The 19500-nt window shown below is 70.6% G+C and carries 14 protein-coding genes, 1 tRNA gene and 1 riboswitch; of the genes, 5 read left to right on the top strand and 10 right to left on the bottom strand.

Features of this window, described 5'->3' with window-relative positions; all coding sequences use genetic code 11:
• The first annotated feature begins 378 nt into the window (after nt 1–378).
• The gene (locus ABD241_RS13275) at nt 379–1506 is read left to right on the top strand and encodes a serine/threonine-protein kinase (protein ID WP_344063231.1); all 1128 of its coding nucleotides are present in this window, start codon (nt 379–381) and stop codon (nt 1504–1506) included.
• A gap of 227 nt (nt 1507–1733) precedes the next feature.
• On the opposite strand, the gene ABD241_RS13270 is transcribed toward ABD241_RS13275, so the two are convergent.
• Entirely contained in the window at nt 1734–2132 is a 399-nt protein-coding gene (locus ABD241_RS13270) for a cupin domain-containing protein (protein WP_344063228.1), read from the bottom strand.
• A 466-nt stretch (nt 2133–2598) separates the two neighbouring features.
• On the opposite strand from ABD241_RS13270, the gene ABD241_RS13265 reads away from it, so the two are divergent.
• Entirely contained in the window at nt 2599–4476 is a 1878-nt protein-coding gene (locus tag ABD241_RS13265; RefSeq protein ID WP_344063225.1) for a tachylectin-related carbohydrate-binding protein, read from the top strand.
• 199 nt (nt 4477–4675) lie between these two features.
• On the opposite strand, the gene ABD241_RS13260 is transcribed toward ABD241_RS13265, so the two are convergent.
• The 4 genes from ABD241_RS13260 to ABD241_RS13245 form a co-directional block, all read right to left on the bottom strand.
• Nucleotides 4676–4748 (bottom strand) — tRNA-Thr (locus ABD241_RS13260).
• Between the two features lie 174 nt (nt 4749–4922).
• Nucleotides 4923–5567, bottom strand: a complete 645-nt coding sequence (locus ABD241_RS13255) for a transglycosylase family protein (protein WP_344063222.1) — start codon at nt 5565–5567, stop codon at nt 4923–4925.
• Between the two features lie 50 nt (nt 5568–5617).
• Nucleotides 5618–5790: riboswitch (cyclic di-AMP (ydaO/yuaA leader) on the bottom strand.
• Nucleotides 5791–6163: 373 nt separating this feature from the next.
• Complete coding sequence (locus tag ABD241_RS13250; protein WP_344063219.1) at nt 6164–7972, bottom strand: serine/threonine-protein kinase; 1809 nt, start codon at nt 7970–7972, stop codon at nt 6164–6166.
• A 116-nt stretch (nt 7973–8088) separates the two neighbouring features.
• The gene (locus tag ABD241_RS13245; RefSeq protein WP_344063216.1) at nt 8089–8520 is read right to left on the bottom strand and encodes a CBS domain-containing protein; all 432 of its coding nucleotides are present in this window, start codon (nt 8518–8520) and stop codon (nt 8089–8091) included.
• Between the two features lie 215 nt (nt 8521–8735).
• Between ABD241_RS13245 and ABD241_RS13240 the strand changes: the two genes are divergently transcribed.
• Entirely contained in the window at nt 8736–10238 is a 1503-nt protein-coding gene (locus ABD241_RS13240) for an alpha,alpha-trehalose-phosphate synthase (UDP-forming) (RefSeq protein ID WP_344063213.1), read from the top strand.
• Nucleotides 10235–11038, top strand: a complete 804-nt coding sequence (otsB, locus tag ABD241_RS13235; protein ID WP_344063210.1) for a trehalose-phosphatase — start codon at nt 10235–10237, stop codon at nt 11036–11038. The genes ABD241_RS13240 and otsB overlap by 4 nt, the downstream gene beginning before the upstream one ends.
• A gap of 81 nt (nt 11039–11119) precedes the next feature.
• Here the strand turns inward: otsB and ABD241_RS13230 are convergent, their stop codons facing one another.
• From ABD241_RS13230 to ABD241_RS13210, 5 genes are all read right to left on the bottom strand, one after another.
• Nucleotides 11120–12133 (bottom strand): substrate-binding domain-containing protein, encoded by a 1014-nt coding sequence (locus ABD241_RS13230; RefSeq protein WP_142181151.1) that lies wholly within the window; start codon nt 12131–12133, stop codon nt 11120–11122.
• A 1-nt stretch (nt 12134) separates the two neighbouring features.
• The gene (locus tag ABD241_RS13225) at nt 12135–14021 is read right to left on the bottom strand and encodes a glycoside hydrolase family 13 protein (protein ID WP_344063206.1); all 1887 of its coding nucleotides are present in this window, start codon (nt 14019–14021) and stop codon (nt 12135–12137) included.
• A complete protein-coding gene (locus ABD241_RS13220; protein ID WP_344063204.1) occupies nt 14018–14962 on the bottom strand; it encodes a sugar ABC transporter permease in 945 nt (314 codons plus the stop codon). Before ABD241_RS13220 ends, ABD241_RS13225 begins: the two co-directional genes overlap by 4 nt.
• On the bottom strand, nt 14962–16506 hold the full coding sequence (locus ABD241_RS13215; protein ID WP_344063201.1) for an ABC transporter permease subunit: 1545 nt from the start codon (nt 16504–16506) through the stop codon (nt 14962–14964). Before ABD241_RS13215 ends, ABD241_RS13220 begins: the two co-directional genes overlap by 1 nt.
• A gap of 148 nt (nt 16507–16654) precedes the next feature.
• Nucleotides 16655–17986, bottom strand: a complete 1332-nt coding sequence (locus ABD241_RS13210; protein WP_344063199.1) for a sugar ABC transporter substrate-binding protein — start codon at nt 17984–17986, stop codon at nt 16655–16657.
• Between the two features lie 277 nt (nt 17987–18263).
• On the opposite strand from ABD241_RS13210, the gene ABD241_RS13205 reads away from it, so the two are divergent.
• Nucleotides 18264–19367, top strand: a complete 1104-nt coding sequence (locus ABD241_RS13205) for an ABC transporter ATP-binding protein (protein ID WP_344063196.1) — start codon at nt 18264–18266, stop codon at nt 19365–19367.
• Nucleotides 19368–19500 lie beyond the last annotated feature (133 nt).

Genomic DNA, 19500 nt, shown 5'->3' with positions numbered 1-19500 from the left:
GCCCTCATCCCGGGGTACACCCCTCACGGTGACGACGCAGCCGAACCGCGAACTTGCGGTCACAGAAGGGACGAGACCCCCGCGCGGCGCCACCGGGCCGGCACAGCGTGGCCGGGCCCGCGCCCTGGGGCTCGACGCAGGGGCGTGCAGGCGGCCCCTGAGATCCTGCGAGAATAGGCGGTGAGAACACCACCACGCCGTGGCCCAGGGTCCATGAGCAGCCCACCCGGCCGGGCTGCAGCCGATGGAGGCTGGACGGCTCGGCGCCGAACCAGGAAGCAGGAAGTAGATGCGTCTGCGCCACGAGGGCCGGCGGGTCACCATCGCCGTCCCCGGCATGGGCGCCGCGCCGCCTGCGGCCGGCCCCGGTGGGTCGCGGTGAACTACGAACCCGGACTCCTCATCGCCGGGCGCTACCGGCTCGAGACGGTGATCGGCACCGGTGGCATGGGTCAGGTCTGGCGGGCGACGGACGAGACGCTGCACCGGCCGGTTGCCGTCAAGGTCCTGCGCCCGCACGCCCAGGAAGCCGAGAGCTTCCTGGAGCGCTTCCGGGCCGAGGCCCTGCACAGCGCCTCGCTGCAGCACCCGAACATCGTCACGGTGCACGACTTCGGGGAGGGCCAGCACAGCGCGTACCTCGTCATGGAGCTCGTCGAGGGCAAGCCGCTGTCGGCCATCATCCGCGAGCGCAAGCAGCTGCCACCTGCCGAGGTGAGGGACATCCTCTACCAGATGGCGATCGCACTGAAGGCCGCGCACGAGGCCGGCGTCGTGCACCGGGACGTGAAGCCCGCAAACATCGTCGTGGACGCCGACGGCTACGCGCGGCTCACCGACTTCGGCATCGCGCGGGCGCTCGAGGGCTCGCAGCTGACGCAGGCCGGCGAGTTCCTCGGGACCGCCCACTACGTGTCGCCCGAGCAGGCGCAGAACCAACCCGCCACGCCGGCCAGCGACCTCTACTCGCTGGCGGTCATCGGTCACGAGCTGCTCACGGGGCAGCCGCCCTTCGACGGGGACTCGGTCATCACCACGGCGTTGGCCCACGTCATCCGGCCCGCGCCGCCGCTGCCCGACTCGGTTCCCGAGCCGCTCCGCACCACGGTGATGGCCGGACTGGCGAAGAAGCCGGAGGACCGGCCGGCCAGCGCAGCAGCCTTCGCGGACGCGCTGCAGCTCCCCCTCGGCACTCGCCCCGAGGAGCTGGTCGATGCCGCTCGGGTGGCCACGGACGACGCCGTCACGGCCTCCTCTGCCACCCCGACGACCTCACCGACCTCACTGACCTCGATGACCTCGATGACCGATCGACCGGACATGCCCTCGGACGGGGACGCCACCCCTGCCGACGAGGATGACGATCAGTTGCAGCCTGGACGCCATCGAGCGCCCAAGCGCCGTTGGCTCACCAACCTCTTCGAGCGACCGAGAGAGGCCGAGAAGGGGCCGATCTCCCATGACGAAGAGATCGAGCAGGACCGGCCCAACGGCACCGAGAGCTGACAGACCCACCGAGGAGGCTGATGACGGTCCTCGACGCGCTCTTCGTCCACTCGGACAAGGACGCGGCGGCCGCTCCGGCGTCGTTCAAGAGTGAGGTCGAAGCGCCGCCCTGGAGCGACGCTACGCGTGGCTCCCCTCTCAGGCGCACTGAGCGAGGGTGACCCGTGACGGGAGCCGGAGGCAGCAGCGGAGTACGGCGTCGAGGTTCCCGGCGCCGAGCCCTTCGTCTACAGCTCGATCCCGTGTTCTTTCGCGTACTTCATGATGTTGGGCCTCATCACCGCGGCCTCCTGCTTGGCCTCGTCCGTGGGGGTGAAGGCGACGAACTCTCCTCCCGCGAACATGATCGGCGTGTGCCCCGGCTCGATCACGAACGCCTCGCCTGCTTCGAAGATCTCCTCTACGCCGTCGCCGATCCGGTAGCCGAACCGCCCCTTGACGACGTAGCCCATGTGGTGGGCTTGGCACTGGTCGTTCGGCGCCCCCTTGAAGAACGGGGCGAGGTCCATGTCGCTGAGGTCGCTCTCCAGGGTGACGGTCCAGTCGCCGATCTCCTGCTCGTATGCGTCGGCGTACCCCGGGATGGCCGTGTGGGATGCAGCTTCGGACCTCGAGACCTTGCGCATCGGCGTCTCCTTCACATCTGGTGGCTTCGCTCGCGCTGGGAGAGCGTGTGCCCATGTCTCCCGATCTCGATGTTGCGCGCCTGGAGCATCAGGCCCCAGAGGCCAAGGTCCTGTCCATCGGCGACACAGGGGTGCCGATGCGCTGGAGGTCGACCTGTGACCGCGACCATCAGCAGGGCCGTGACGCCGGAGAGCTGGGTTCGACGCATCTCCGGCAGCGTGGCGTGCACGGGCCGCCGATCGTGCAACCGCCGCGGCGGTGCCCCCTCGGGTCGGGACTTCCTCACGCCACCCGTGGGACCACGCCGGTGGGGTGTGGCTGCCCTGCGACGGAGGCCCCCACCTGCCTTCCAGGTCGCGCCGAAAAGGGTGACGGCAGCCAAGCCCCCGATGGGGCCCACGCCAGCCTAGGGTGTGCACCGAACCGTTGAGGCCCAGCCCCGGCTTGTCGAGAAGGAACACACACATGTCACCGAAGTCGATGACGCGCGCCCGCGCCGCCACCATCGCGCTGGCCCTGGCCGCGGCGTTCACCGCCACCAGCGCGGCGGCCGCCGCCGACACCGTCACGTGCGCGTCGACCGCACCGGTGCTCGCCGTGGACACGGCCGGCACGCTCTTCCAGTACCCCCTTGGCAACGCGGCCAGCGGCTCGGCGGCCTTCGGGACACGATCGGCGATCGGGAGCGGTTGGCAGGTCTACGGCCGCGTCCTCGCCGGGCCGTCCGGGTGGGTCTACGCGCTGAGATCCGACGGACTGTACGTCTACCACCGCACGACCGCCGGCACATGGGACGTCCAGCGCCGCAAGTTCGGGTTCCTCGGCGAGTTCGCTGCGGCGTCGCGGGCCCAGCGGATAGCCGCGGACGAGCGCGGCACGATCTTCGTCCTCGACGACGCCGGAGCCCTGCGCTCCTACCGGTTCGACGCTGACCACACGGGCCTCGTTGCCCTCAAGGATCTGGTGCTGCAGGCGGACCCGAGCCGGGCGGCCCTCGTGGGAGCCGGCGACGGAGTGCTCTTCGTCCGCCGGACCAACGGCGCCCTCGACCGGGTCCGTTACGAGACCACGAGCGATCGCATCCTCTCCGAGCGGCGTTCGGTCGGCGCCGGGTGGAACATCTACACCAAGCTCACCTCGCCCGGCGGGGACGTGCTGCTCGCGGTCACCTCCGGTGGTGACCTGCGCCAGTACCGCTACCGCGAGGACACCGCCAGCTGGGTTGTGTCGGGCCGTCGCATCGGCATGGGCTGGCAGAACATGCGCCAGGTGACCGCGGGCAGCAACGCCTGCCGCAACACCACGTCGTTCGTCCCGGCAACGGTCACGCCGCGGACCGCGCCCACCGACCGACCGGGCCTGACGTCGGTCAACACGTCGCCCACCGTCGATGTGATGATCCCCGAAAGCGGGTCTGGGCTCCGTTGGGGCCGGTTCGACGGCGAGAGCGGCGGCCTGGGACAGGTCACCGCAGACTTCCCCGGTGCGGCCGGCACTCCCTCGGTGACCCGGCTGACCGATGGCCGTGCTTCGGTCCTGGCAACCGGTCCCGGTGGCACCATGCACGCAGCGCTCCAGCGCCCTTCGACCTTCAGCCTGCTCCCCAGCACGGACGAAGGCGGCCGCATGGTCACCTCGCCGTCGTCGGGATCGATCGGCACGACGGCGTACCACTTCGCTGTCGACGCACAGGGCCGGCTGTGGGTCAAGCGGCAGCTCCTCGACACAGGGGAGTTCCTGCCTTGGCTCTACACCGGGATCGATGGGCTCGCCCCGGTCCAGGTCATGGTCGCGCGCGCGGGCGGGGCGCAGCTCGTGGTCGGCGTGGTCACAGGCGGCGGCGACCTGCGCCTCGGCCGCTTCGAGGGCAGCACGCTGCACGGTTGGACGACCGAGGCAACCGGAGTTGCGACGACGCCGTCGCTGGTGGCGTACCCAGGAGGCCTGGACGGGGTCCTGGCCTATCGCGGCACCGACGGGGTGGTTCGGATCCGGACGCTCCCGCTCACCGCCGACGGCAGGAGCGGTCCGTGGCGCGAGCTGCCCGCGGGCACGGTCGGAGCGCCATCAGTGGCCATCACGAAATCCGGCCGGGTCATGGTCGTGTCGCGTGGCTCCTCCTCGGCCGTCATGGGTGCCCTCGAGACCGCCGCCTTCTCGGGCCAGTGGGGCTCGTGGACCGCTGCCCACGGAGTTGACCCGCAGTCACCGACGGACCCCGCCGTATCTGATCTCTTCAGATACGCCGGCGATCTCGAGAGCTGGGTGCCCGTCAGCGGCGGCACCTCACAGAACGGCCAGACGCATGTCCTCTGGGCGCCTTCGTCGCCGTACTTCGGCTGAGACCCACCTCAGAGCGGCGGACGAGTAGTCGTCCGCCGCTGAGGGCCTCGTCGGTCGGTGCCCTCTCCCTCAGCCAAGGAGCGTCGCGGAAGTAGGTCAGCGGCTCGCCCTCATCAGGCTCGACGGACCCAGGACAGTGGACGGGTTCGCCCCAGCCGGGCGGGAAGGGGAGCTTCAGGCATGTTTGTGCCGGTCAGAGAGCTGGCGAGGGGACTCGAACCCCTAACCACCTGTTTACAAGACAGGTGCGCTACCGATTGCGCCACGCCAGCGGGCCCGCGGCACAGCCCCGGGACGGGCGAAAGCGTAACCGAGCGCGGCGGCATACGCCCAAACGATCGCCCCACCCGAGCGTGGGGCCGAGGGAGGGCCGGACGCAGAAGGACGGCCCCGCGCAACCCAGGGGTTGGTCGCGCGAGGCCGTCCGGCTCAGTTCTACCAGTAACTCAGGGCAGGCGCAGAACCTGGCCGACGAAGATGAGGTTCGGGTTGGTGACCCGGGCCCCGTTCGCCTTCCAGAGGGCCTTCCACCCACCGGCCACGTGGTAGCGCTGGGCGAGCTCGCCCAGGGTGTCGCCGCTGCGAACGGTGATCGACGGGCCGGTCGCCGTGTTCCGGGCCGTGTTCCTCACCGTGGAGGTGCCGGCGTACGACTTCTTCTTGCTGACCGACTTCTTCGTGACCGTCGACTTCGTGGTCAGCGGGGCACGCTGCGTGGAACGCGAAGCGGTGATGTTGCTGGAGGTGGCGCCCCCGTTGGAGCGGCTCAGGCCGGCACGCACCGAGCAGACGGGCCAGGCGCCGGGGCCCTGCACGGCGAGGACGCGCTGCGCGACGGCGATCTGCGCCTCACGCGAGGCGTAGTCGGCGCGCGATGCGTAGGCGCCGCCGCCGAAGCCGAGCCAGGTGCTCTTCGTGAACTGCAGGCCGCCGTAGAAGCCGTTGCCGGTGTTGATGGCCCAGTTGCCGCCGGACTCGCACGCGGCGACCGCGTCCCAGACCGAGGATGCCTTGGCCGAACCCGCCGTGGCGAGGCCGCCGACGATGGTGGCCGCTCCGGCGATGCCGACTCCCGCAAGGCGCTGCTTCACAGAGATCTTCTTCGCCGCAGCATGTTTGGACAGGTACTGCATTGGTGGTGTTCCTTCCTGACGTGCGCCTGCGGGGTTAGCTGTCGGGTTGGGGCGTCAGGTGCCCTGTCGCGGAAGCGACTTCACCCCCAGGCCAGATGTCGTGCTCGTGCGTCGTTGCACGGGAACTCTCTGGCCACACTGGGTCCCCCGTCCTCGCCCGGCCCACCGGTGTGGGCTACATCCCTGGCTGGCGAGGCTCGGCGCGCTCAGGGATCGGATTCTTTGGGTGTCCATGTGAAGTTGTGGAGAGCGCACGGGTGGAGCCGGACGCGACGAAGCGGAGCAGGGACACATGTCGATTCCCCCATCCGGCCCGAAGGCCGGGGTGCCGCCGAGCACTGACGGTACGTGACGTTTCAACGCCGCACAACCCACGTCGAGACAATTTCGTGATCTGTTCGTGGCCCACAGTTGGGCAGCCGTGCGCTACACGCGCACACGAACCGCATGGTGTCCCCACGGCGGGCACACAGACGCCGTATGCGTCGGGCGCGGTCCCACGCGGTCGCGTCGGACCCACCGTGCGCCCTTGCAGGCTCAGCTGCGCGAGCCGGTCAGCGGCCGAACGGGCTGGCGCCGAACGGGTTCCACGAGAAGCTGGCGCCGTGCCTGAGCGCGACCAGCGCCGCGACGGCACCGAAGACGATGAGGACGCCCGAAACCACCTGCACCGCAAGGCCGGCCGGCACCAGTCGGCGGGCCATGGAGCGCGAGCCACGACGCAGCGAGGCACCGCCGGGGCCCCACCACAGCATGAGCAGGCCGATGGCGCCCCCGACGGCCAGCGTTGCGGGAGAGCCGGGCCCGAGGTCGGTCCCCTGGGTTCCGGCCAGCATCAAGGCCGTTGCGAAGACGCCGGCGAGCGCGACCGCGACCGGTAGGAGCAGCCCCACCACGGTGGCGACGGCTCCGACGACGAGGTGCCAGGGGCTGGAGACCACGGCGAAGGGCACGTCGCTGCGCCGACGCCCGAAGTCGTAGCGCCGGAGCACCAGCGCGGTCACCGAACGGTCGGTCGCTCGCGCCACGGCGGACAGGACCGCGATCGTCACGAGGGCCATGCCGGGCCACGCCATGAGGGCACCGACCCAGGCGACCGCTGCGGCTGCGAGCAGGCCGGTGCGCATGGGCATCCCGATCCGCGGGTCGCCCTCGCGCTGGACGGGCTCGTGGTCCTCCCAGTCCTCCTCGTCGTCCCACTGCCCCGGCTCGTCGGGGAGGTCGTCCCAGCCCCGGTCGCGGGCCGGTGGCGCGGGCGGGGGCACCCGCGGCCGCGAGGTGGGCGGCGCCCACCGCGCCGACTCGGGCGGCAGCGACGGGGCGACCCGGTCGATGGCCGGCTGGACGGCGGTGCGAGCCACCGGTGGCAGGACGGCGGTGCCGACCCCTTCGACGACCTGGGTCTCCCCCGGCGTGGCGGCGCCGCGGCCGTCGTCCCACAGCCCGCCCCGGGGCGTGGGGACGGTGGCGGCCTGTCCAGCGGCATAGAGCTCGAGGGCGGCGATGACCTCGTCGGCGTGCGGGCGCCGGCGCGGGTCCGGCGAGAGGGAGGCTCGCAGCAGCGGCACCAGGCGCGGGTCGACGCCGTCGAGGTCGACCGCCCCGGCACGGACCCGGGCCAGGACGGCGTCCATGCGGCCGCGCCCGAACGGCGGGCGGCCGGACGCGGCATACGTGATCGTCGCCGCCCAGCCCCACCAGTCGGTGGCGTCGGTGATGGCCGCGCCCTCGACGAGCTCGGGCGAGAGGTAGCCGGGGGTCCCCATGACAAGGCCCCCCACGGTGTGGCGCACGTCGTCCTGCAGGTGGGCGATGCCGAAGTCGATGAGCACCGGGTCGCCGTCCTCGAGCAGGACGTTGCCCGGCTTGATGTCGCGGTGCACGACCCCGCAGGCGTGGATGGAGCGAATGGCCTCGGCCACGCCGCACGCCAGACGCAGCAGGTCGGCGGGCGCGAGGGCGCCGTGCTCCTCGACCACCTCGTCGAGGGCGGGCCCCGGGACGTAGCGGGTCACGATGTAGGGGCGCGGCGCCATGACGTCGGCGTCGATGACGGTCGCGACCCGGGCGTCGCGGATGCGAGAGAGCGTGTCGACCTCGCGGGCCAGGCGCTGGCGGGCATCGGCGTCGTGGGCCACGTGCGAGCGCAGCACCTTGATCGCGACGGCACGTCCCCTCGGGTCGAGGGCCAGGTGGACCACGCCCATCCCGCCCTCGCCGATCTCCTCGATGAGGCGGTAGGGCCCGATGCGCTGCGCTGCCGCCGGCCGCTGGACCGCTGCGCCCCCTGCCGTGGGCAGCGCGCCGGTGCGGGTGCCGGGCCGGGGGCTCGGCACCCGCGCGGTCCGGTCGTACGCAGTCATGTCCCTACGGTATGCGACCGCGGCGCCGTGGCCGGGACACACCCACAGCGCGCCCCGAAGTCTCCCGCTTTGCCCGCGTCGCGGAAGCCATGGTCGCCGGGTCGGGCGCCGACCCCTCAGTGGCTGATGTAGTCCCTCAGCTGGTCGCGCTCGGACTGCAGCTCCGAGAGGCGGTGCTTGACGATGTCACCGATCGACACGATGGCGGTGAGCCTGCCGTCGGCGTCGACGATGGGCACGTGCCGCACGCGCTCCTCGGTCATGGTGCCGGCCAGGTCGGCCACGTCGTCGTCGGCGGACCCGGTGGTCACGTCACTCGTCATGATCCGCGAGACGGGGCCGTCCAGCACGCTGGTCCCCGTCGAGTGGAGGTGGAGCACGACGTCGCGCTCGCTCACGATCCCGTCCACGGTCGTCCCGTCGGCGCTCACCACGACGGCTCCGATGCGGTGCTCAGCCAGCAGGGCGAGCAGTGTCGAGACCGTCTCACCCGGCTTGATGGTGATGACCTCGCTGCCCTTGTGGCGCAGCACGTCCGAAATCTTCACGGCGACTCCTTCACCTTGTGCGATGCGCCTCCGGCGGCCCACCCCACCACGCCGAGATGCGCCGGAGATGCCCTGACTCGACCCTAGGGCCGCAAGGCACCCGGCCGCCACCGTTACGTCGTTAGAGTGAGACGCGATCGCGTCACTCGGGTCGCGGGCCGGTGCCCGCGGGTCGCCGGACGCGGCAAACGCCCTCGAGTGCAGGAGTTGATTGCGTGTCGCCCGACCGGCCGACCTACGACCTCGTCATCGCGGCGAACCGCTTGCCCGTCGACAAGATCGTCACCGATGACGGCGAAGTGGAGTGGCGGCGGAGCCCCGGCGGCCTCGTCACCGCCATGGAGTCGGTCATGCGCACGCAGCCCGGCGCCTGGGTGGGGTGGGCCGGCGACGCCGGCGACGCCCCCGAGCCGTTCGAGGAGGACGGCATCTACCTGCACCCGGTGCCGCTGTCGGCCGAGGACGTCCGCGACTACTACGAGGGCTTCTCCAACGACACCCTGTGGCCGATCTACCACGACGTCATCGTGCCCGCGAGCTTCCACCGTGAGTGGTGGTCGAGCTACCAGCGGGTCAACCAGCGCTTCGCCGAGGCGGTCGCCGAAGTGGCCGCCGAGGGCGCCACGGTCTGGGTGCAGGACTACCAGCTCCAGCTCGTCCCGGCGCTGGTGCGTGAGCTCCGCCCCGACGTGCGCATCGGGTGGTTCAACCACATCCCGTTCCCGCCCGTCGAGCTCTTCGCCCAGCTGCCGTGGCGCACCCAGCTGCTCACCGGCCTGCTCGGGGCCGACTTCCTCGGCTTCCAGCGCCAGGCCGACGCCCGTAACTTCATCCGCGCCTGCCGCCAGCTCCTCGGGGCCCAGACCAGGCGCGACCGGGTCACCGTCGAGGGCCAGAACCGCCAGGTCCGCGCGGCGGCGATCCCGATCTCGGTCGACTTCAAAGGCCTCGAGGAGCTGGCCAGGCGACCCGAGGTCATGGCGCGCGCCAAGGAGATCCGCGCCAGCCTCGGCGACCCCGAGGTCCTCATGCTCGGCGTCGACCGGCTCGACTACACCAAGGGCATCCGGCACCGGCTCAAGGCCTACGAGGAGCTCCTGGGCGAGCGCCGCGTCGGGCCACCCGAGGTCACCCTCGTCCAGGTGGCGACGCCCAGCCGCGAGCGCGTCGACGCCTACCGCCTCCTGCGCGCCGAGATCGAGCAGACCGTCGGCCGCATCAACGGCGAGCTCGGCAAGATCGGGGCCCCGGCCGTGCACTACCTGCACCACTCCTACCCGCGCGAGGAGATGGCGGCCCTCTTCCTCGCAGCCGACGTCATGCTCGTCACCCCGCTGCGCGACGGGATGAACCTCGTCGCCAAGGAGTACGTCACCTGCCGGCACGACCTCGGTGGCGCGCTCGTGCTCTCGGAGTTCACCGGTGCCTGGCACGAGCTCCACCAGGCCTTCGCGTGCAACCCGCACGACATCGAGGGCCTCAAGCAGACCATCCTGCGGGCGATCAACACCCCAGCCAAGGACAAGCAGCGCATCATGAAGGCGTTGCGCCGCCGGGTCTCCGACCACGACGTGCAGCGCTGGGCGGCCCGCTACCTCGCGGCCCTCGCCGCGGCGCCCGAGCTGCCGGTGCCCGAGCCGCGTGAGCGTCCCGTGCCCCACGCCGAGGAGACACCGCGGATGCCCGAGCCCGACAACCGCACGCGGGTCCGCTCGTGAAGGACCAGGAGCCGCTCGAGCAGGCCCTCGCCCGGGCGGCGGCGACGGCCAGGGTGCTGGTCGCCACCGACTACGACGGGGTGCTCGCGCCCCTGGTCGCGGACCCGATGCAGGCCACGCCGCTGCCCGGAACCATCGAGACGCTGCGGGCGCTGGCCGCCCTTCCAGACGTGCACGTGGCCGTCGTGTCCGGCCGCGACCTCGGGACGCTGCGCACCCTCACCGGGATCGGCGAGGACGAGCCGATCGTCCTCATCGGCAGCCATGGCGCGGAGTCCTCCAGCGAGGCGGTGCGCGAGGCCATGGAGGCCGCAGCCGTGACGCCCGACGACGAGGTGACCCTCACCGAGCTGCGGTCCGACATCGAGGCGCTCGTCAAGGAGCACCACCCGCTCGCGAACGTCGAGCACAAGTCCGCGGCCGTGGTCGTGCACGTGCGCGGACTCCCACGGGAGACCGGTGACGCGGCGATCGCCGACGCACGCCGCGTCGCGCTGGACCACCCCGGGGTCAAGGTGCTCAAGGGCAAGTCGGTCCTCGAGCTGTCCGTGTCCCACGCCGACAAGGGCTCCGCCGTGACGGCGCTCGGCCGCCACGTCGACGCCGTCGCGCGCCTCTACCTCGGCGACGACGTCACCGACGAGGACGCCTTCACCCGGATGCGCCGCCCCGACGACGTCACCGTCAAGGTCGGCACCGGCTCGACCGCCGCCCGCTACCGCGTCGACGACGAGCCGGCCGTGGCGCGGCTGCTGACGCAGCTGCACGACGCCTGCGCCGCTGCCCACCGGGCGGGCTGACCCGCGGGCTCGACCCGGCGGCATACGCGCGCCCGGACGACCGGAGCCTCAGTGCGTATGCCGCCCTGCCGGCCCGAGCCGTCAGTGGCGCCGCACGGCGCCCGTCGAGCCTCGCACGACGAGCTCGGGGCGGAAGACGTATTCCGCTCGCGGAGAAGGCTGCCCGGCGATCTCGTCGAGCAGCGCCCGAACGGTGGCCGCGCTCATCGCGTTGACGGCCTGGCGCACGGTCGTGAGCGGCGGGTCGGTGAAGGCGATGAGGGTCGAGTCGTCGTAGCCCACGACCGAGAAGTCCCGCGGCACGTTGAGGCCACGCTTGCGCGCCTCGCGGATGGCACCGAGCGCCATGAGGTCCGAGCCGCAGACGACCGCGGTGGCACCGCGGTCGAGCAGACGGCCCGCCGCGGACGCCCCACCCTCGACGGAGAAGAGGGACCGCTCGATGAGGTCGTCGACGTCGGAGCGGCCGGTCAGCTCCTGCATGGAGTGGCGGAAGCCCGCGATCTTGCGGATGACCGGGACGTAGCGGTCGGGGCCGACCGCCAGGCCGATCTCGCGGTGGCCGAGGCTCACGAGGTGCTCGAGGGCCAGGCCCATCGAGGCGACGTCGTCGTTGCTGATGAACGGCGCGTCGACGCCCTCGATGTAGCCGTTGACGAGCACCAGCGGCAGGTTGCGCTCGCGCAGGGCGACGTAGCGGTCCGGCTTGGTCGTCGTGTCGGCGTGCAGCCCCGAGATGAAGATGATGCCCGCGACACCGCGCTCGAGGAGCATCTGGACGTAGTCGTCCTCGTGCACTCCCCCGGCGACCTGCGTGCACAGGACGGGCGTGTAGCCGTTCTGCGCCAGGGAGTTCTCGATGATCTGCGCGAAGGCGGGGAAGATCGGGTTGGTCAGCTCGGGCACGATCAGCCCGACGAGCCCGGCGCTCTTGCGGCGCAGGCGACTCGGGCGGTCGTAGCCCAGGACGTCGAGCGCCGTCAGCACCGCCTGCCGGGTCGACTCCGCAACGCCTGGCTTGCCGTTGAGCACTCTCGAGACCGTCGCCTCGGACACGTTCGCCTGATCGGCGATGTCACGCAGACGTGCCTTCACGTCACCTCCCCCTTCGTCGGACGTGCCGCGGGCCGTCGTCGGCCGGACGCCACGTCCAGATGCTGACCCCGGGCCCGGAAGCGCTCAGTGTGACAGCACTGGCGCCCACCTTGGGCGCGGGCCCGTAGAGCGGAGAGCCGTTCTCGACACCGGCGAGGTGGCGAGCGTCCAGGACCACCGGTTCGTGGGCGTCCCGCGCGACGTGGACCAGGGCCACCTCGTCGAGCGTCTCCCGGAGGTAGACCATGACGTCGCCCTCGGCGTGCACCCAGCGGAGGCCGCCGTGGCGCAGGGCCACCGACTGCTTCCGCGCGCTGATGAGCCCGCGGTAGGTCGCGAGCGTCTCGGTGTCCCAAGCGGTCTCGTCCCACGGCATCGGCCGACGCCCGTCCTCGCCGAACGTGCCTTCCATACCGATCTCGTCGCCGTACGTCAGCATCGGCATCGAGGGGAAGGTGAAGAGCAGTCCTGCGGCGACCTCCACCGACTCCGCACCGACCAGCGTGCGGATCCGGGGCACGTCGTGTGACCCCACGAGGTTGAACGAGTGGACGAGCGACTGCCACGCGATGCGGGAGGTGAAGTCGCGCATCGTGTCGACGACCGCTCCGGCGTCGAGCAGCGGCAGCGGCACCGGCGCGCCGAGGAAGCGCGGGTTCTTCGGCTCCTGGCGCAGCCACGTCCAGGCCGGCTTGCAGAAGCCGGCGTAGTTCATCACGCCGTGCCACCCGTCGCCGGGCATGTCGGGCGTGTAGTCGTGGAAGTGCTCGCCGACGAGCAGGGCCTCCGGCGCGACACGTCCCATCACGTCGCGCATCTGACGGGCCACGTCGTGGTTGACGTCGGTGGCCCGCCAGCGGCCCGTCATGTTGGCGACGTCCACCCGCCACCCGTCGAGGCCGCCTGAGCGACCCAGCCACTTGCGTACGACCCCCTTGGGGTCCTCGAAGATGCGGCGGCGCAGCGCGGCGTTGAGGTGGTTGAGCTTGGGCAGGGAGGGCACCCCGAGCCAGGCGACGTAGGTGCCGTCCTCCCAGATGTAGTAGTCGCGCTCGGGCCTGCGTCGGCCGCCCGGCCCGGTGGCCGCGAGGAACCACTCGTGCGCGTCGCCGGTGTGGTTCGTCGTGAAGTCGCCCATGACCTTGAGGCCGCGTTCGTGGGCCGCCTTGGTCAGCCGGCGCAGCGCCGGGGCTCCGCCGAGGAGCGGGTCGATCTCCTCGAACGAGGAGGCGTCGTAGCGGTGGTTGGAGCGGGCCGGGAAGAACGGCGTGAGGTAGACGACGTCGACGCCGAGGTCGACGAGGTGGTCGAGGTGCTCGGTGACGCCGTCGAGGTCGCCGCCGTAGAGCTGGTGGGCGACCGCCTTCGGGCTCGTGTCCACCGGGTCGGACCAGTCGGCCGGGATGGCCCAGTCGGGCGCCTCGCGCTGGTCGGCACCGGCGGAGCGGGCGAAGCGGTCGGGGAAGATCTGGTAGACGACGGCGCCCTGGGCCCAGGCGGGCGGTGGGGCGTCGTGGGCCACGAGCCGGAAGTCGCTCGCGTCGGGCACGTCGCGGTGGTGCACGCCGGTGCCGTTGAGCCACGCGTACTTCGTCGGGCCACCGGTCAGCAGGAAGCGGTAGCTCGTGACCGGGTTGTGGCAGGTCAGCGTCGCGCGCCACCAGTCGTCGGCGGCCGTGGTGCGGACCTTCCGGGCCGGCGCGAAGGTCGCCTCGCCGTCGGGGGCCGTGCGCACGTGCACGGCGTCGACGTGCGCCTCGAGCGGGACCCGGACGAGCACGTCGACGCGGTCGCCGAGGCGCGGCGTCAGGTTGGAGACGTAGCGCCCCGACCCGTCGTGGTGCGGCTCGCCGAGCCAGCTCTGCTGGCGGGCCGGGGCAGGGGTCACTTCACGGAGCCCGTCGTCAGGCCCCCGACGAGCTGCCTCTGGAAGGCCAGGTAGAGCAGCATCACGGGGATCGAGCCGAGCAGCGCGCCGGCCGTGAACCGCCCGAAGAGCTCGTTGGCGTTGTTTCCGAGGGTCATCCCGTAGAGGCCCACGCCGAGGGTCTGGTTGTCCACGTCGGTGAGGAAGACGCTGGCCAGCATGAACTCGCCGTAGAGGCCGACGAAGACGAGCATGAACACCGTGACGAGGATCGGCATGACGAGGCGCAGCGTCATCGTGAAGAAGATGCGCACGTGGCTGGCGCCGTCGACGATGGCCGCCTCGTCGAGCTCGCGCGGCACGGTGTCGAAGTAGCCCTTGAGCAGCCACACGTTGGCGCCGAGCGCGCCGCCGAGGTAGGCGAGGACGAGGCCGGTCGTCGTGTTGAGGCCGAAGGCCGGGAGCGCGTCACCGATGGCCGCGAAGATGATGTAGGTCGCGACGATGGCCAGCAGCGCCGGGAAGAACGTCGTCAGCAGCAGCGCCATCATGCCGGGGCGGCGGCCATTGAACCGCAGGCGCGAGAAGGCGAACGCCGCCAGGGCGCCGAGGAAGACGGCGGCCAACGCGCCCGTGAGCGAGATGACCATCGAGTTCTTGTACCAGGTCCAGAACGGGCGCGAGCTGTCGTTGAACAGGTCGGTGAAGTTCTTCGTCGAGAAGCCCGACGGGAGAAGGCTCGCCGTGTTGAGCGTGCCGCTCGGGTTGGTGGCCGCGGAGTAGATGAAGAGGATCGGGAAGAGGGCCCACATGAGGGCGACGATCCCGAGGGCGTGCCGCCACCACACCGAGCCGCCGAGGCCCTTGCGCTTGGGCGAGGCGGGGGTGGGGGTCCCCGTCCGGGTCTCCTCGACGGTCTCGACGGTGGCGCCCGCCGGCATCGGAGCGTTCAGGGTCGACATCAGTTGACCTCCTCGAGGGCCTTGGTGCGACGGAAGCCCGGGATGCTCATCAGCGCCACGAGCAGGAAGATGACGACCGACACGGCGGCCGCGAAGCCGTAGTTGGGCGCGCTGCCCGAGAAGGCCAGGCGGTACGCGTACGTGATGAGCAGGTCGCTCGAGCCGATGCTCGTGTCCTGGCCGTTGAACGGGCCGCCCTTGGTCAGCAGGTAGATGAGCCCGAAGTTGTTGAAGTTGAAGGCGAACGAGGCGAGCAGCAGCGGCCCGACGGCCACGAGCAGCAGCGGCATGATGATCGAGCGCAGCGTCCGGAAGGCGTTGGCGCCGTCGATGGTGGCGGCCTCACGCACGTCCTGCGGGATCGACTGCAGGGCACCGGTGCACACGATGAACATGTAGGGGAAGCCCAGCCAGAGGTTCGTGATGAGGATGGCGGCCTTGGCCCCGAACGGCGTGCCGAGCCAGTCGACGTCCAGGTGCAGCGTCTGGTTGATGATGCCGTAGTCCTGGTTGAACATGCCCTTCCACACCAGCGCCGTCACGAAACCGGGCAGCGCGTAGGGAAGGATCAGCAGCGACCGGTAGATGCCCTTGCCCCGAAGCCGGGGGTCGTTGAAGAGCAGGGCTATCAGCATGCCGAGCAGGAACGTCGACAGCACCGAGACGACCGCGAAGACGACGTTCCAGATGAAGATGCCGAGGAAGCCGTCGCGGATCGTCGAGTCGGTGAAGATGCGCGTGTAGTTCGACAGGCCGACGCTCTCCTTCCAGCCCTGGGGGTAGGACTGGCTCGGGTCGGCGACGTTGACCCACCGCGCGTCCTTGGGCGCGTAGACCGTCGGCGGCGTGGTCGAGCTGTCGGTCAGCTTGTCGGCAGCGGCGTCGTACGTGACGGTGGAGCGGCCCTCGTACGCCTCGGAGAGGCCGACCGGCTTGATGCCGCCCCCGTCGCTCGTCGGCACGGCGATGGTCGAGAGGTCCTTGCTGCGCTGGTTGGCCTGGCGGGCGGTGAGGACCGTGTAGTCGGGCGCCTTGGTGATCTTCCCGATGGAGGTCTTCTCGACACCGGTGGGGGGCAGCGGCTGCAGGCCCGACTTGTCGCCCACGTACATCGAGCCGTCGGGCTTGGTCAGCAGCAGGACGAGGTCGCCGGTGGCGGGGTCGGCGCCACCCTTGGTCGCGATCGACATCTTGTAGCGGGGGGTGTTCGGCACCTCGCGCACCGACTGCGCGACGATGTCCTTGACCGAGGCCTCCTTGCTGTAGAGGTGCCCGTCGCCGTAGTTCGTCAGCGAGAGGTTGGCGGTGTAGAGCACCGGCCACAGCTGGAACAGGGCCATGAAGAGCAGGCCCGGCACGAGGTACTTCAGCGGGACGGCGCGCCTCGTCGCGTAGACCGCGAGGATGCCCATCCCCACCAGTCCCGCGATGATGACGGCCATCGTGTTGCCGGCGGCGGCGAGCTGGGTGGCGATCCAGAGGATGCCGGCCATCACCGCGAGGATGAGAACCCACTTGATCGCGAGCGCGATGGGCTTGGTCATGTCACACGTCCTTTTGCGCCGAGCCGGCGCCGTTGCCGTAGATGCACGAGAGGGAGCCCCTGAGGAGCCCCCTGACGGCCCGTTCGGGCCCGGCTCCGGGGCCCGCCGTGGCGGCGGACCCCGGAACCCGTGAGCAGAGCGACGAGGCTCAGCCCTTCGCGATGTTGGCCGCGATCTCCTTGGCAGCGGCGTCCAGGCGAGCCTGGGCGCCGGCCTTGCCGGAGATGATGTCGGCGGTCGCCTGGCCGAACGGGCCCCACACCGAGTTCATCGCGGGGATGTTCGGCATCGGCTTGCCCTCGACGCCGGCCTCGTACCACGCCTTGACGTCGGGGTCGCTCGCGGCGACCTGGTCGTAGGCCTCCTTGAGGGCCGGCGGACGCTTGCCGACCTCGAAGAGCGCGAGCTGGACGTCCTTGCGCGGGATGTAGTTCGTGACGAACTCCTGCGCGAGGGTGGCGTTCTTGGCCTTGCTCGACACGTAGAACATCTGGACACCGAGGAACGGCTTCATCGTGCCGCCGCCGGCGATGCTCGGCAGCGGGGCGATGCCGTAGTTGATGCCCGCCTCCTTGGCCTTCGCGACGCTCCAGGGGCCGGAGATCATGAACGGGGCGGCCTTCGTGTCGAAGAGCGCGTCCTGGTTGGTGTCGTCGACGTTGGTCGACAGCACCTTCTCCTTGCCCAGCTTGGCGAGCTCCTCGCCACCCTTGACGGAGCCGGCGCTGTTGACGATCAGCTTGTTCGGGTCGTAGTCGCCGTTGGGCTTGGTGCCGAAGATGCCACCGTCGGGGAACGCCGAGAGGTACGGGTAGGCGAAGTACGCGTTGCCGACCTTGGAGACGAACTGGGACATGACCTGCTTGGCCTTGCCCTCCTTGACGAGCTTCTGGCCCGTGGCGACGAGCTCGTCCATGGTCTTCGGCGCGTTGGGGACGAGGTCCTTGTTGTACATCAGGCCGATGTTCTCGACGGCGTAGGGAACGCCGTAGGACTGGCCGTTGAACTTCGTGGCGGCGATGGCGCTCGGCAGGAACTTGGCCGCGACGTCGGAGCTGAGGCTCACGGGGGCGACGGTCGAGTTCTGGACGAGCTCACCCAGCCAGTCGTGCGCACCGACGATGACGTCGGGGCCCTTGCCCACCTTGGTGGCGTCCTTGAACTGCGCGCGCACGTCGGTCGAGATCTGGACCTTGACCGTGACGCCGTTCTCGGCGGCGAACTGGTCCGCGTACTTCTGCACGGCCTTCGAGCGGTCGGCGTCGGTCCAGATGACCAGGTCGACGTTCGCGTCACGGACGGGAGCGGCGGTGCCGCTCGGCGTCTCGGGGGTGCCGGTCGTCGTGGCGGACTTGCTCGAGCCGGCGCCGGTCCCGGCGGCCGTGTTGGACGGGGTGGTGGGGCTGGACCCACCGCAGGCGCTGAGGGCCAGGGCGGCAACACCCGTGACGGCAGCAGCGCCGAGCGCACGCTTGTGCATGGATTCTCCTTTGAAGCCAGGTGGCACACGCCGCCACCGGTGCCCGGAATGTAGCAAGAAGTTTCAGATGGGTGCCAGCCGCTTGCAGCAAGTTTTTGCAACGTTCTGGACACAACCGTCGAAGGACCACGAAGACGCCCGAACCGCGCACCGGACGCGGGGCTGGCGAAGCAGGTGCTTCTGGGACATGATGCAGGTGCCGTTCCACCCGGGCCGGCACCACCTTTACAACGGATCGTCCGGCACGTTCCTGCCGGTGAAGGAAGGCAATGAAGCCATGGCAACAGTGACGTTCGACAACGCGACGAGGCAGTACCCCGGCAACCCCGTCCCCTCGGTCGACAAGCTCAACATCGAGATCGCGGACGGCGAGTTCCTCGTCCTCGTCGGTCCCTCCGGATGTGGCAAGTCCACCTCCCTGCGCATGCTGGCCGGCCTCGAGGAGGTCAACGCCGGGCGCATCCTGATCGGCGACCGCGACGTGACCAACCTGTCCCCCAAGGACCGCGACGTCGCGATGGTCTTCCAGAACTACGCGCTCTACCCGCACATGACGGTGGCCGACAACATGGGCTTCGCGCTCAAGATCGCCGGCGTCGACAAGGCGGAGATCCGCAAGCGCGTCGAGGAGGCCTCCAAGATCCTCGACCTCACGCCCTACCTCGACCGCAAGCCGAAGGCCCTCTCCGGTGGTCAGCGCCAGCGCGTCGCCATGGGTCGCGCCATCGTGCGCTCGCCCCAGGTGTTCCTCATGGACGAGCCGCTGTCCAACCTCGACGCGAAGCTGCGCGTGCAGACCCGCACGCAGATCGCCTCGCTGCAGCGCCGCCTCGGCGTCACGACGGTCTACGTCACGCACGACCAGGTCGAGGCCATGACGATGGGTGACCGTGTCGCGGTCCTCAAGGACGGCATCCTCCAGCAGTGCGACAGCCCGCGTCGCATGTACGACCACCCGGCCAACGTCTTCGTCGCCGGCTTCATCGGCTCCCCCGCCATGAACCTGATGAACGTCCCGGTCAACGAGGCGGGTGTCGACCTGCACGGCCACACCGTGCCGATCGCCCGCGAGGACCTCTCCGGCATCGGCCGCGACGTCACGATCGGCGTGCGTCCCGAGGACCTCGAGCTGTCGTCCGACGCCTCGGGCATCCCCGTCACGGTCGACGTCGTCGAGGAGCTCGGCGCCGACGCCTACATCTACGGCTCCACCGAGCAGAAGCTGCTCGAGGCCACCGGCGAGAACGCCGGCGCGGTGCCGTTCATCGCCCGCGTCGACGGTCGTCGCCCCCCGGAGAAGGGCGAGAAGATCTACCTCAAGCCCAAGCCGGGCCACGTGCACGTCTTCAACTCCGAGTCGGGTCTTCGCGTCGGCGACTGACCGACGCGTCTGCTGACGCGTCCCAGACGCGAGCAGAGAACGTATGCCGCCGGGCCGGCACCCCTCGTGGGTGCCGGCCCGGCGTCGTTGTCGCACAACGTTCGACACATCCTGCGCTCCGGCGAAGACGGCT

This window comes from Terrabacter lapilli (genome assembly GCF_039531305.1).
GTDB classification, from domain to species: domain Bacteria; phylum Actinomycetota; class Actinomycetes; order Actinomycetales; family Dermatophilaceae; genus Terrabacter; species Terrabacter lapilli.
Note: the sequence above shows the minus strand (reverse complement) of the source record. Positions and strands in the feature narration are given on the sequence as shown.